Source organism: Mariniphaga sp. (assembly GCF_041687215.1).
Classification (GTDB): domain Bacteria; phylum Bacteroidota; class Bacteroidia; order Bacteroidales; family Prolixibacteraceae; genus Mariniphaga.
This window is the reverse complement of sequence record NZ_JAWLCI010000058.1, coordinates 1-15,381: the sequence shown is the minus strand read 5'-3', so window position 1 is coordinate 15,381 and position 15,381 is coordinate 1. Positions and strand designations below refer to the sequence as shown.

General features: G+C 39.9%; 9 protein-coding genes. All 9 read left to right on the top strand.

All coding sequences use genetic code 11. The features are described from left to right. The first annotated feature begins 27 nt into the window (after positions 1-27). The gene (locus ACESMA_RS16920) at positions 28-723 is read left to right on the top strand and encodes an ABC transporter ATP-binding protein (protein ID WP_372950040.1); all 696 of its coding nucleotides are present in this window, start codon (positions 28-30) and stop codon (positions 721-723) included. 63 nt (positions 724-786) lie between these two features. Next, a complete protein-coding gene (locus ACESMA_RS16915) occupies positions 787-3,099 on the top strand; it encodes an ABC transporter permease (RefSeq protein ID WP_372950039.1) in 2,313 nt (770 codons plus the stop codon). 50 nt (positions 3,100-3,149) lie between these two features. Beyond that, on the top strand, positions 3,150-5,588 hold the full coding sequence (locus ACESMA_RS16910; protein ID WP_372950038.1) for an ABC transporter permease: 2,439 nt from the start codon (positions 3,150-3,152) through the stop codon (positions 5,586-5,588). A gap of 62 nt (positions 5,589-5,650) precedes the next feature. Further along, positions 5,651-8,056 (top strand): ABC transporter permease, encoded by a 2,406-nt coding sequence (locus tag ACESMA_RS16905; RefSeq protein ID WP_372950037.1) that lies wholly within the window; start codon positions 5,651-5,653, stop codon positions 8,054-8,056. 166 nt (positions 8,057-8,222) lie between these two features. Beyond that, positions 8,223-10,619 carry an ABC transporter permease gene (locus tag ACESMA_RS16900; protein WP_372950036.1) on the top strand — a complete coding sequence of 799 codons (2,397 nt, stop codon included), beginning with the start codon at positions 8,223-8,225 and terminating at the stop codon, positions 10,617-10,619. Positions 10,620-10,707: 88 nt separating this feature from the next. Further along, positions 10,708-11,382, top strand: a complete 675-nt coding sequence (locus ACESMA_RS16895; protein ID WP_372950035.1) for an ABC transporter ATP-binding protein — start codon at positions 10,708-10,710, stop codon at positions 11,380-11,382. 21 nt (positions 11,383-11,403) lie between these two features. Beyond that, positions 11,404-13,797 (top strand): ABC transporter permease, encoded by a 2,394-nt coding sequence (locus ACESMA_RS16890; protein WP_372950034.1) that lies wholly within the window; start codon positions 11,404-11,406, stop codon positions 13,795-13,797. Positions 13,798-13,975: 178 nt separating this feature from the next. Continuing rightward, entirely contained in the window at positions 13,976-14,395 is a 420-nt protein-coding gene (locus ACESMA_RS16885; protein ID WP_372950033.1) for an endonuclease domain-containing protein, read from the top strand. A gap of 151 nt (positions 14,396-14,546) precedes the next feature. Beyond that, the coding region (locus tag ACESMA_RS16880; RefSeq protein ID WP_372950032.1) for an ABC transporter permease at positions 14,547-15,381 on the top strand (835 nt) is incomplete at its 3' end.

The window sequence follows — 15,381 nt, the reverse complement described above, 5'->3', positions numbered from 1 at the left end:
CCATGCCCTTTGCAAATATTCCTTATTATGATTAAAACAGAAAAACTTACAAAAATCTTCCGAACAGAGGAAGTGGAAACTTACGCTTTGAACGAAGTTTCTATTCACGTGAAAGCGGGTGAATTTGTGGCGGTAATGGGACCTTCGGGTTGCGGGAAATCCACGCTGCTCAACATTGTGGGGTTGCTCGATAATCCAAGTGGTGGAAAGTACTACTTCGACGATATTGAAGTTGGCGGATTTAAAGAACGCCAGCGCACGCAAATGCGGAAAGGAAACATTGGGTTTGTTTTCCAGAGTTTCAATCTCATTGATGAACTAACGGTTTACGAAAATGTGGAATTGCCGCTCATTTATCTGAAACTGAAAGCGAGTGAACGGAAAGAAATGGTTGGCAAAGTGCTGGACCGGATGAAAATCGGGCACCGCGCCAAACATTTTCCACAACAGCTTTCGGGCGGACAGCAGCAACGTGTGGCCATTGCACGGGCGGTAGTTGCCAATCCGAAACTGATTCTTGCCGATGAACCAACCGGAAACCTCGACTCCAAAAACGGCCTCGAAGTCATGAACCTGCTAACCCAACTCAACCAGGAAGGAACCACCATTATTATGGTGACCCACTCACTTCACGATGCCGGTTTTGCCCACCGCGTCATCAACCTGTTCGACGGTGAAGTGATTACCGAAAATGTGAATGAACCGATGGTGGAGATACTTTAACAAAGCCTCCTCTGACTTTCCTAAAAAGGAAGAACTGGAAAGCAGAAATGAAAAACTGAGATTATGAATTTTAAAACCGTACTACGAAACTTAATCAGACATCGTCTGAATTCTTCAATCATCATTGTAAGCCTGGCAATCGGCATTGCCTGCATGAACCTGATTGCAACATTTGTAACCCGGGAATTCAATGCCGAAAGTTTTCAAAAGAATAAGAACAGGATTTATGCGCTTCAGGCCGACGACCCGTTTGGTGAAGGCCAAAAAACTTATTTTATCCGCGAAGGGGCAGCGGAATATATTAATGATAATTTTGCCGAAGTGGAGGATTTCTGCCGGATTCGGAATGTATCGCCCCAGAAAGTAACGGCAGGTAATCAGGATTACTTTGACGGGAAGAGAGCGATTGGAACTTCTCCCAACTTTTTCAACTTTTTCTCTTATCAGCTTTTATATGGAAATCCTCAAAAAGTGCTTGAGACCGAACAGGATGTCGTGATTTCTGACGAACTGGCACAGAAATATTTTGGCAAAACAGACGTAGTCGGCGAACATCTTACTTTTCACCATCGGGATGGAAAGGAAGAGATGATTGTTTCCGGTGTATTTAAAAAACCGGCAGAAAGTACGCAGTTGAATTTCGAATTAGTACGATCAATCGGGAACGAAGATGCCCGTGTTTATTTGTTGCTGGCAGAAAATGCAAAGGTTCCGGAACTGGAATCAAAATTTGCTCAAAACAAAGAAACGATTCCATCCGTTCTTGACGGCACGCCAGGAACGCATTACCTGAAAAACTTTAAAGCAGCCTATTTCGATACTTCGCGGCACCAGACCATCGAAGATTACCGCGATAAATCAGATTTATATATTGCCCTGGTAATTGGACTGATGATATTGGGAGTAGCGGTTTTTAACTATTTGGGACTCATAAACAACCGATTACTCGAGAAAGTTGGTGAGCATTCAATTCGTCGTGTAAACGGGGGCTCCAAAATCAACCTCGTTTCAGAGTTTTTGGTTGAAACCTTTTTTCTGCTTGCTATTGGATTTGTGTTGAGCATTGTTCTGCTCGTGTGGGGTACGCCGTTTTTTAACAACCTGGTGTCTGCAAATATTACAACAGACTGGTTATTCAGCATTGAAAATATTTTATTGCTGACAGGAATTCCGGCTTTAATATTATTGGCAACCGCAATTTTCTCGTTTATGCGTATCGATAATCGCGTCAGGGCAGAATCTTTAAAACCCGGCAGGTTTCATTCAAAAGCAAAAATGCAGATTCCGGCTTTAAATATTTCACAGTTGGCAGTGTCTGTGGCATTAATAATTGGTTCGATAATAATTATCAAACAGATAAATTATATTACTCATAAAGATATTGGAATTGAAAGGGATGTGATAGAAGTTAAAATTCCCGGTCAGTATAAAAACCAGGCGGCATTATTTAAAAATGAGTTGCAAAAGCAGTCGTCGCTTGAAATGGTTTCAATAGCGAATGCTTCACCGGTTCTCGAGCATTTTATGTTATTGTTGCACTATAGCGTTAATGGGGAAGAAAAGGAATATACTCCGGCTGTGTTTGTGGGCGATGAAAACTTTAGCAGGGTTTTGGGAGTTCAAATTATTGAAGGAAATAATTTTTCGAAACATGCCGAATCGAACCAGAATAAGTGTATTATTAATCAGTCGCTTGCCCGGCTTTTCCGTGACCAGGATTTGATTGGGAAAATTCTTCCCGGAACTGAGAATACGGTTGTCGTAGGTATTTCAGAAGATTTTCATTACAGCAGTTTAAAGAAAAATGTTGGACCCGGTTACATTACTTACGGAACCAATGGATTTTACCTGATGGTAAAACCTGCAGCCAATCAGACTGCCCAGGTAAGGGCTGATATTTCAAAAATCTGGGATAAACTGATAACCGATTATCCGGTAAATATGGAGTCAGTTGGCGACCGTTACAAATGGATGCACCGTGAGAATACCAATTACGCAAAACTGATTGGTGCATGTTGCGCAATCAGCGTGTTTTTATCGATGATTGGATTGTTTGCAGTTTCATTCCATACCAGTCGCCGACGGATAAAAGAAATTGGAATACGAAAAGTGAATGGCGCCAAAACCGCAGAAATTCTAACGCTGCTGAATTCAAATTTTTTAAGATGGGTAGTTGTTGCCTATCTGATTGGAATGCCCGTTGCATATTACGCCATGAATAAGTGGCTCGAAAACTTCGCCTACAAAACCGAACTGAGTTGGTGGATTTTTGCCCTGGCCGGGTTGCTGGCGCTGGGAATTGCGTTGCTGACAGTAAGTTGGCAGAGTTGGCGGGCAGCAACGAGGAATCCTGTTGAAGCCTTGCGGTATGAATAAAGTAAAGCAGAAACAGAGTGATATGAACAGAAACATAAAACAGAGAACAAATGGGCACAAACTTTTTTAAAACAACCTGGCGCCAGTTAACCCGGAACAGGGTTTATGCGTCCATCAATATTGTTGGACTTGCCATCGGAATTGCCTGTGGGCTGGTTATTTACAAAATAATCAGTTACGAATCGGGATTCGACAAGTACCACAAAAATTATTCAAATATCTACCGGCTGATAAGTCAGCTGGAGCCTCCCGGAGAAGGGATAATATATGCTGAGTCACAGGTACACCCAGTCGGTGAGGCTATTCGAAATGATTTTCCAGGAGTGAATGCGGTCATGACATTTTATGCCGAAAAGGGTCAGATTGCCATTCAAAACAGCAACGAAACCTTTGACAGATATCAGGAGAATACCGGGCTGGCTTATGCTGAACCGGAGATTTTTGAAATATTTGATTTCGATTTTCTGGCCGGAAATCCTCAAAATGCGTTATCAAATGCAGGAAGCGTTGTAATTACTTCGTCATTGACCCGGAAATACTTTAATTTAAATACAGAAGATGTAGGTAATGCGTTGGGTAAATCGATAACTATAAATAACCAAAAAACGTTTACCGTAACCGGTGTAATTGCTGATACTCCTAAAAATACCGATTTGCCTTTTACAATTATTGCCGATTACAAAAGCCAGACAGCTTCAAACCCCTATTTCAACAATGGTACCGACTGGCAGGAATACAATTCTGCCACCAACTGTTACCTGTTATTACCGGACGGGATTTCACCGGTAAATTTCGACCACCAGCTTGTTTCTTTTTCTGCCAAATACATTGGCAGAGAATCGCAAGTCAAACAAAAATTCGTTTTGCAACCCTTCTCCGAACTTCATTCGGGTGATGCCGGAAACTACGGTCAACGGCGTGTTCCCGAAAAATCTTTGTTTATACTTGGTTTTATCGGGTTATTCGTCATTGGCATGGCATCAGTTAACTTTATCAATTTATCTACCGCACAATCGTCGAAAAGATTTAAGGAAATTGGCGTACGAAAAATTACCGGCGTAAGCAAATTCCAACTCATTTCCCAGTTTATGGGTGAAACCATATTCATTTCCTATATTGCAGCATTGATTGGGGTAGCCGTCGCACACTTTTTATTTGTCTATCTCAAAGATATACTTGGCTACCGGCTAAACCTCGAAATCCTGAAAAGTCCGGGGACTATTCTTTTTCTCATTATCTCAGCATTTATCATCGGAATCATTTCAGGCATTTATCCATCCATTATTATGGCAGGGATGAAACCTGTCGGGAATTTAAAAAATTCGCTTACTGCAAAAAACGACTCAAATTCAATTTCAGTCAGGCGAATCCTTGTCATAGGTCAGTTTGTTATCTCCCTGATTTTGATAACCGGAACGCTGGTGATGCAAAAACAAATACAATATTTCTTTAATGTTGATGTAGGATTTGATAAGGCAGCTGTTCTCATTGTTCCTTTACCTGATGCGGCTTCAAGTAAACTGGATGTATTAAAGTCCAAACTTTTAAAATATCCTGAAATAAAGAAAATAAGCTTTGAATCAACAAGCCCAATGGCCGACTGGAGTGTTACCAACAGCATTAACTATCCTACACTGGATAAGGATTCATATATGGGCAATTTAAAAACGATAGACGAAAACTATCTTGAACTTTATAACCTTAAATTAATTGCCGGTAGAAATTGCAGTGAAGGAAAAAATTCAGGAGAGGCAATTGTAAACCTGAAACTAACCCAACTTTTGGGATTTGACGACCCGAATAAAGCAATAGGAGAAATTTTTCATTATGGAAGAAACGAAATGGAATTTACAATTGTTGGCATAGTTGACGATTTTCATTCTCAGTCGCTTCAATATAAATTGGATTATGTTATATTAAGCAATGTGCCTTTTAATATTAAAGAAATGGCAGTAAAAATAAACCCGGTTTCTGCCAGTTTAGCTGGATATACCAATACGATTCAAAAGATAAAAGAAGAGTGGGATGATATTTTTCCTGAAGCCATTTTTAATTATAATTTCCTTGACAAAAAAATAGCAGGATTTTATACCGGGCAAACAAATACGTTTAAACTTATCCGGTTGTTTGCATTCGTTGCCATTTTAATCGCTTCGCTTGGCCTCTACGGATTAATTTCTTTTATCGCCAACCAGAAAATTAAAGAAATCGGTATCCGCAAAGTAAATGGTGCGAAAATTTCCGAAGTAATGATTATGCTCAATACAAACTTTATAAAATGGATTGCTATTGCTTTTGTAATTTCAATCCCGATGACTTGGTACCTCATGCATAAATGGCTCGAACACTTTGCTTACAAAACCGAACTAAGTTGGTGGATTTTTGTACTGGCTGGATTGCTGGCTTTGGGAATTGCACTGCTGACAGTTTCGTTTCAGTCGTGGAAAGCAGCTACAAGGAACCCGGTGGAGGCGTTGAGGTATGAGTGACAAAATCCCGGCCGGGGTGAAAGCGCTGAAGTTATGAATAACAACAAATAAAAAGAGAAAGTATGATAAAGGCATTAATTAAATACAAACTCAGAAGGTTTTTTAAGCCGGAACAAAAAAATCTGATCAATCTGGTGGGTTTAACCATTGCACTTACCGTGTTTATTGTAATTTTTTATGTTACCTCCTTCGAACTCAGTTTCGATAGGTTTCATAAAGATTACACCCATATTTACAGGGTTCAGAATACCCGGATTTACAAAAACCTGGTGGATGAAAGCGCCGGTTGTCCGCCAGCCACAGGCCCTGCCCTGCAACGGGAAATCAATGACATTACAGATTTTGCAAGAGTAAAACCACTTTCCAACAGTGTAATTACAATTTTAAAAGGGAATGAACCAACCAATTATTCACACAACAATCTGTTTTATGCTGATAATTCTTTTTTTGATCTCTTTTCATCCGATTTCACAGCCGGAAACAAAGAGGAAGCTTTGAGCCAAATCCGCACGGCAGTGGTAACAAAATCATTCGGACTGAAATATTTTGGAACCGAAAATGTTTTGGACAGGCATTTTTCCTGCAACAGCATCTTTGGTTTTGACGAATTTACGATTACCGGAGTGATTGAAGACTGGCCCGAAAATTCGTACCTCGATTTTGATTGTCTCCTTTCATACCCAACGCTCGAAAAAAGCAACAGCGATGCAACCAACGGTTGGGGGTGGAACTCGTTTAACACCTTTGTAAAACTGAATCCGGCGGCCGACCTTCAGTCAGTAAACCAACAACTAAAAAGAGTAGTGGATAAATACAACCTCTCCAACGACGAGATGACACGGGAGTTTACACTTCAACCCGTTGAAAGTATCCATCTGAAATCGAACCTCAGGCACGAAATTGGCCGGAGAAGCAACTTGTCATCCATTTTTACCTTGGGCACCATCGCCGTTTTTATCCTTTTAATTGCGTGGATAAATTACCTCAATATAGCAACATCGCAAACCAAAAAGCAATTGTTGTCCATTCATATTAAAAAAGTTTTGGGCGGAACAAAAGCGTTGCAGATTTTTGATGCTGTGTTTGATGCTGTTCTATTAAATACGCTGGCCATTGCCGGGGCATTTCTTCTTTTAAAAATATTCACCCCGGTTTTGGGGGAGTTCTATGCGGTTAAACTACAGGCTTTAAGCATCGAAAAATGGCTCATAATCATCGCAGTCAGCTACACAATCGCCATCGTTTCAGGGATCATTTCGGCTTCCACATTATTCCCGTCTAATAAACTTGTTAAAACAGGGAAAGGAAGCACCTTCGGTAAATCATTTTCATTACGAAATGCATTTGTTGTTTTTCAGTTTGTAGTTTCCATTGTATTTATCATTACCACAATACTCATAATCAAACAAATCAATTTTTTACAGGCCAAACAAAACGAGCTGGCACTGGAAAATATCATTACCATAAAATCGTTAACCAACGAAGATGCATTTCTTCAGTCGCAAAAAGCTTTTTCAGAAGAAATGGGTCAACTGCCCGGAATCGTAGATGTTTCGGTCTCCTCATCGGTGCCGGGAGGCAATTATTCCAACGTTATTGGCGGTATTTACCCGGTTGGTACAGCTCCCGAAAAAGGAATTAAATGCAGCTTTATCGATGTAAACGAGAACTATTTCAGCATTTACCAGATACCGCTGCTGGCCGGCAGAAATTTTTATGAAAAAGGAATAAATCCGCCCCAATCCGTAATCATCAACAGAAAAGCGGCTGAAATGCTGGGGTTCGACAACCCTTCCGAATGTGTACAACGGGAACTGATATTGGGAGAAGCCGACAACGACAAACGTATGATTGTTGGCGTGGTGGAAGACTTCAATCATCATTCTCTGGAAGAGCCGGTGCAACCCACCATGTACCATTTTGTGGAATACGGTGATTATATTTCCGTAAAATACAGCTCATCTTTGGAAGATAAAATAATCAGTTTATGTGCAGATACGTGGAAAAAAAATTGTCCGTCGCAACCGTTCGATTTTAGTTTTAACGACCAGTATTATGCCTCACAATACAGTAAGTTTCACATTTTCAGCCGTCTGGTAAACACTTTTTCGCTGTTGATTATATTAATCTCAAGTATTGGACTTTATGCGCTGGCCAAATTTACCATCGGAAACCGCACAAAGGAGATCGGCATCCGCAAGGTAACCGGCGCCAGGATTACCGAAATTCTGTCGATGCTGAACAAAGATTTTGTAAAATGGGTAGTATTTGCATTTATTATTGCAACGCCTGTTGCGTACTATGCCATGAATAAATGGCTCGAAAACTTCGCTTACAAAACCGAACTGAGCTGGTGGATATTTGCGTTGTCCGGATTGCTGGCGTTGGGAATTGCGTTGCTGACAGTGAGCTGGCAAAGCTGGCGGGCGGCCACACGAAATCCGGTGGAAGCTTTGAGGTATGAGTAGGGTAAGAAAATAAAAAACATGAGTTATTGAATGCAATCAAAAAATTAGACAGTTCGTGAAAAATAGCTAGACAGTTCGAGTTCATTATATCTTGTATATTTACAGAGCTTTACAATAAAGGCATCTTTGTTGATTATTTAACATTCAACTGAAAAACCGAACTATTATGATTTTAAAAAATATCAAAATTATTTTCAGGGAACTTTTCAAAAACAAAGCAATAAATGGAATTAATATCGTTGGTTTAGCCATTGGAATCGCAGCAATCTTAATCATTTCACAATATATTCGGTTTGAGAATAGTTACGACTCTTTTTTGAATAATAACGAGCGTATTCATCGTGTAGTTTTTTACAGACATTATACAACAGGCCTCGATAAAAGCGTTGGAAACAATTACATGGTTGGGCAAATTGCCATGGAAAATATTCCGGAGATTGAGAACTTTCTCCGCTGCAAAAAGTCAACTCAATTTCTGCAGGTAAAAGAAGAAATATTCAAAGAAGTAAGGGTATTTTTTGCGGACAGCTCCTTTTTTGATTTGTTTTCTTATCCTGTTATATCGGGTTCGAAACCTGATTTCCTGAGAGCGCCGAACGTTGCTGTAATTACTGAATCGACAGCCCGCAAATACTTTGGCAATGAAAATCCGGTTGGAAAAACCATTTACCGGGTTAACCCGGGCAAAACTCCATTGCTTGTTCAGGGTGTGGTAAAAGATGTGCCACCCAATTCGCATATAAAATTTGACATGGTTATTTCATTGTCGAGTTTGATAAACCCTTCGTATTGTTATACCTGCAATAATACCAACACTTATTTTCTACTTCGTGAAGGAAGTGACCCGGAAGTGATATCAGCCAAAATAACAGATTTAGCGATCCAATTTCTTGAATCCAAAGGATTAAAATTAGATTTTCCAATTGAATACCACCTTCAAAATATAAGGGATATCCATCTTCATTCAAACTATCGTTTTGAACATGAAATAAATGGAAATTACATTTACCAAATGGCCTTACTAATTATTGCCCTTTTTATTCTGCTGAGTGCCTGGTTAAATTATTCCAACATTTACGAATCGCTGCTAAAAAAGAAAATCAGAAGTTTTGGAATACGTAAAATAAACGGAGCTTCATGGCAATCGTTTATCAAAGACTTTATTACCGAAACTCTCGTTACAGGTTTTATTAGCCTGGTTTTGGCATATCTGCTGTTATCTGTTTCATTCCCTGCACTGAAAAATTACCTTCGGTTGGATTACTCTTTGGAGTGGGCTCTTGATTTTCAAATAATCCTTTACTCTTTTATTGCAATTATATTCATAAGTGTTGTTGTTGGAATATCAATGAGTTTAAGATTTGTAAAAATCAGTCCGGTATTATTAGTTCAGAATAAAATACAAAATATTAATCATAAAAAGCCGAAGAATCTGGTTTTGGTCATTCAATTCAGTATAGCCATCTTTTTAATTGCCAGCACCTTTGTTGCAATAAAACAAATTCATTATATGCAGGGTTCAGCTTTGTCAATGAATATGGATCAGGTTTTAACCGTAAAACGACCCGTTGATGGAAAGTATAACGCCGCACAAAAACAATTTGAAGAAAGTATAAAACAAATTCCGGGAATCACGGAAACAACGTATTCTACGGTTACCCCCGGAGAAAAAAACGGGTGGGTAAAAGGGGGGATTGCCATTAAAGGCAATGACAAACTAAGCGATCAGTTATACCAGTCAAATGTTGCTCCCGAATTTTTTGATTTCTTCCAGGTGAAACTTCTCGCCGGAAGATCGTTTTTACCTGACGAAACCAACTGGGAAGGAGGCTCCCGTCATATTATCCTGAATAAGCAGGCTGCGTTGGCCCTGGGAGCATCAAATTATACCGATTTATTGGGTAAAACTTTAATTGATTCCGATAATGGAAATGACATGGGTGAAATCGTTGGTGTGGTTGACGGGTATTTTCAGAACTCTCTTGACCAGGAAGTTGTACCCACTATTTTTAATCCCGATCAGTTTGGATACTTCCTTTTTCTTAAAATACGGGGGGAAAACCCGGTTGAACTGATTTCAACGGTAAAGACTGAATATCAGAAATATTTTAAAGACAGTTATTTTGAATACTTTTTTCTGGACGATTTTTTCAATGCTCAATATCAATCGCATATTCAGTTTAACCGTTGCTTTATTCTCTTTAGTTTTATGGCGATTATTATTTCGGTGTTGTCGTTACTGGGCGTTGTAATTATGGGATCAGCAGCACGAACAAAGGAAATCGGCATCCGTAAGGTGAATGGCGCCCGAACATGGGAAATTTTGTCGTTGCTAAATAAAGATTTTATGAAAGGTGTGGTTTTTTCCATTTTAATTGCCACACCCATTGCGTACTACGCGATGAATAAATGGCTCGAAAACTTTGCGTACAAAACAGAACTGAGCTGGTGGATTTTTGCCCTGGCCGGTTTGCTGGCGCTGGGAATTGCGTTGCTGACGGTGAGCTGGCAAAGCTGGCGGGCAGCTACGAGGAATCCGGTAGAAAGTTTAAGGTATGAATAATAAAGCAGAGAGCATAGGGAATCACCAAGCTCTATGCACTTTGCTCTTGGCGAAACAAACTAAAAAATGTAAACAAAAACTTTAAATTATGATACAAATAAAGAACATCGACAAGTACTATGACGCAAAATTTCAGCGTACGTTTGTCTTGAAAGGAATCAAACTCGAAGTGAAACAGGGTGAATTCGTGACGATTATGGGTCCCAGTGGCGCCGGGAAATCCACAATTCTAAACATCATTGGTTTGCTGGATGAACCCAGTGCGGGTGAGTATTATTTTTGGGATGAGCCGGCTCACAAAATAAAAGAGAAGCAAAAAGTGCAGTACCACCGCAGCCACATCGGTTTTATTTTCCAGGCTTTCCACCTTATTGATGAGTTGAATGTATATGAAAACATTGAAACACCGTTGGTTTATCGTGGTGTGAAAGGAAAAGAACGAAAAGCACTGGTGGCCGACCTGCTCGACCGGTTCAATATTGTGGCCAAAAAAGATTTGTTTCCCAGTCAGCTTTCAGGCGGGCAACAACAACTGGTAGCCATTGCACGCGCTATAATCGGGAATCCTAAACTGCTGCTGGCCGACGAACCTACAGGCAACCTGCATTCGGAGCAGGGCGAAATGATTATGAAACTGTTGAAAAAACTGAACGAAGAGGGAATGACAATTATTCAGGTAACGCACAATGAAAAATATGCCGGTTACGGAACCCGCATTGTAAAACTCATCGACGGTGTCATCGAGGAAGATTTTCAGGTGTAGAACCATCTAAAAACCAACAATATGCTGCTAAAATTTGTATTCAGAAACATTCGAAAAAGGCCCTTCCTGAATTTTATAAAAGTTTTGGGACTGGCCCTCGGGTTAAGTGGTATATTGTTTATTGCGCTGTTCCTGAAAAATGAACTTTCGTACGATACCTGGCACAAACATGCAGACAGGATTTACCGGTTAACTTTCACAAATCCCAATTTTTTGGCAGACAGCCATTTTGCCCGGATTCCCAACTCGGAACAAATTCCGGAATTGGCAGCATACTTTCCTGAAATTGAAAATTATGCGAGGCTGACTCCTTTGAGGGAAAGTATAATGTTGCACGATCAAAAATATTACAACGTGAACCAGGCTTTTATATGCGACAGTACTTTTTTTGAAATTTTTGATGCTGAGCTGTTAATAGGAAATCGTGAAATAATTCTCGATGATCCCGGCGTGATGGTTGTTTCAGAATCGTTTGCCAAAAAGATATTCGGGAATTCCAATCCCGTCGGGCAAATCATGTCACTTCCTCCCGGTCAGTTTAATGGCGAAAAACAGGATTTCACCATCAAAGGCGTAATGAAGGATTTTCCGCAAAACAGCCATTTTCATCCCGATTTTATTGTTACTCCCGTTCAGGGAGAGATTCAGGGCTGGGCATGGAGTTACCTGCTTCTGTCCGAAAATGCCAATCCTGAAAATATGACCAAACAATACCCGCAGTTTCTGGCAAATAATTCGGAGCAAACCATCGAAGAAATTCAGACGACAGCTTATTTGCAGAAGATTACCGATATTCATTTGCACTCTTATAAATTGCGCGAGATTGAAACCAACGGAAACATCACCAACATTTATGTGCTTGCCATTGCAGCGCTCATTTTGTTGCTGATTTCAATGAGCAACTACGCCAGCCTTAACCTTGGAATGGCGGGTTTCAGCAGCAAATTCATGGCAGTTAACCGGGTTTTGGGGTCTTCAAAAAATACGAACCTAAAGTATTTTCTTACAGAAAGTTTGATCGTCGTTTCTCTTTCTATTCTGCTTTTTATAATTTTCTCCATTCCGGTTCAATCCATCATTAAAAACAGTTTTAATCTTAATCTGATGGATGGAAATTTTCTGCTGATAGTTGCAGTTGTTTTTCTATTCAGTTTGATGGGAATTTTCTCAGGAATCCAGCCCGTACTCAAACGAAAATCTGGCAGGTTAAATTCCGGTGTCGGAAAATACGTTGCGCTGAAAACCAGTAGCATTGCCACGAACAAGGGCATCATTGTTTTTCAATACACTTTTACCATTGTTTTGATTGCCGCCGTACTGGTTATTTCGCGGCAAACCAATTATGCATTGAGCAGTTCGATGGGAGTGACGGAAGACAACGTTATCTGTTTTGAATCGGTGCATGCCAGCATTCAACAAAAATTTGATCTTTTTAAGTCGGAGTTACTCAAATATCAAACTGTTGAATCGGTTTCGGCCATGCTGGAACCACCGGGTGGCGAGGCGAATGATATGTTTCCGTTTGAGATGGAAGGTTACCAACAGGAAGAATCTTCCCGGGAACGGCTGGGTGTGTTCCCCTGTGATTTTTCATTTGCTGATCTTTTTAAGTTGAATTTTTTAAGCGGGAACAATTTCTCGGAAAAGTACGAGGACAACGAAGGTTCAGGCGAATACATTATAAACGAAGCAGCTTTGTTTCAATTAAATTATTCAGACCCGGATTCGATTGTGGGCAAGCAATTTCAGCTCATTTCGCCGGTTCAGGGAATTGAAATCCCGAAAGGAAAAATAGTTGGCGTAGTTAAGGATTTTCATCTTTCGAGTATCAAAAATAAAGTGCGTCCGCTGGTATTGTTTAAACGAAAAAACCTGTGGATGATAAATTTTGTGATTTCTTACCAAGACGGGAAAAGACAAGAGGAGATTAAAGATATCCGAACCGTTTGGAATGAAATTTTTCCTGCTTATCCTTTTAACTGCGAACATGTAAGTACCATGTACCGGCAGGTGTATAAAACCGAAATACTGCAGGCCCGGCTTTTATCGGTATTTACATTGCTTTCGGTTTTTATTTGTTCCATGGGATTGCTGGGGCTCTCGCTTTTAATCAGTCAGCAACGAACCAAAGAAGTCGGTATCCGGAAAGTGAACGGCGCCCGCGTTTCTGAAATTTTATCGATGCTGAACAAGGATTTCGTGAAATGGGTGATAGTGGCATTTGTAATTGCCACACCCATTGCGTATTACGCCATGAACAAATGGCTCGAAAATTTTGCCTATAAATCCGATTTAAGTTGGTGGATTTTTGCCCTAGCCGGTTTGCTGGCGCTGGGAATTGCGTTGCTGACGGTTTCATTTCAGTCATGGAAAGCAGCAACTAAGAACCCTGTGGAAAGTTTGAGGTATGAGTAAAACTATTTCACCCCAAACCCCTGAAGGGGCTTTGAAAAGATGGGCTTGATTAATTCGAATTTTAGTAATTTTAATAATAAAAAATTGATGAAAACAAATAGAAAAAAGTCAGTTAGAACGGAAGTCCCCTTCAGGGGATTTAGGGGTAAAAACAATAAAGTGGCTTAAAGAAAACAGCATGAGTATAAGTGATAAAGTATCGATGTTTTACAATGCCAAACCCCACATTTTTGAAAAAGCAAAAATGCTAAGAAAAAATATGACACAGGCAGAACTAAAGTTATGGGCAAAACTAAAAGGCAAAAAGATGCTTGGATTAAGATTTCGTCCACAACATCCCATTGACATATTTATAGCCGACTTTTATTGTCATCCTTTAAAATTAATTCTTGAAGTTGATGGAGGAATTCATAAATCGAAAGAACAAAAAGAATATGATATAGGCAGGGAGGGTGAATTGGAAAACTGGGGTATGAAAGTAATCCGGTTTACCAATGAAGAAATTGAAAATGAAATTGACCTGGTTATGAAAGAGATAAAACGGATTTGTGAAAAACGCAAATCGGAGCTTCCTCAAAGTCCCCTTCAGGGGATTTAGGGGTGGAAGAAACACTCGGCAAAGCTGGAAAGCTGCTAAGAGGAATCCAATAGAAAGTTTAAGATATGAGTAAGAGCAAAGAGCAGAGGGCAGAGAAAAAATCAGGTGAATCGTGGTTCAGACCATATAATACAACTAAAAACAACGATAAATGATTTGGTACAACATTAAATTAATCGCCCGGAGAATCTTAAATGACAAAGCATTTTCCTCCATTAATGTTATTGGTTTGGTAATCGGAATTGTCTCGTTTCTGATTCTGTTTTTGTATGTTTCTAACGAAAAGAGTTTCGATAAACATTTTGACGATCACAACCGAATTTACCGGGTGACTTCCATTCCCGAAGGTAGGGAAGAAACTCCCTGGGCACGAAGTTTGGGAATAATTCATACCGCCACAACAACAATTCCTGAAATTGAAAATGCCACTCAGTTTTCGCATTGCCCGGTGGGAACTATAAAAATGAACGACCAGTCGCTTCAGCAAAACGATATTTTGTCGGTAGATGAAAGTTTTATTGAAATGTTTTCGGTAAAAGCCAAAATGGGCGATTTATCGGAAATCTCGAAACCAAACACCGTTTTTATAACTGAAGATTTTGCCGGCAAATATTTTAAAAACGAAAATCCGGTTGGAAAAACAATTACCGTTGAAGCCTTGCAATATGCCCGAAATTTGGGCGATTACGAAATCCGTGGAATTATACAAAATACGCATCCAAAAACCCATTTTAACTACGAACTGCTCCTTTCGCAAAAAGGCGGTTTGCAGGAAAGATACGATGCACAGCCCGATCAGAAAACACAGTGGGTGTACAACTACATAAAATTGAAAAAGGGCGCTTTGCCGTGTGATGTCGAAAACAAACTGTTAAGTTTTTATGATGCCAGCAGTTTAAAACAAACACGGGGGCCAAAAGAGTATCAATTTCAATTGGTGCCGATGGACGATATTCATTTAAAATCGAATTTCCGTTTTGAACTAA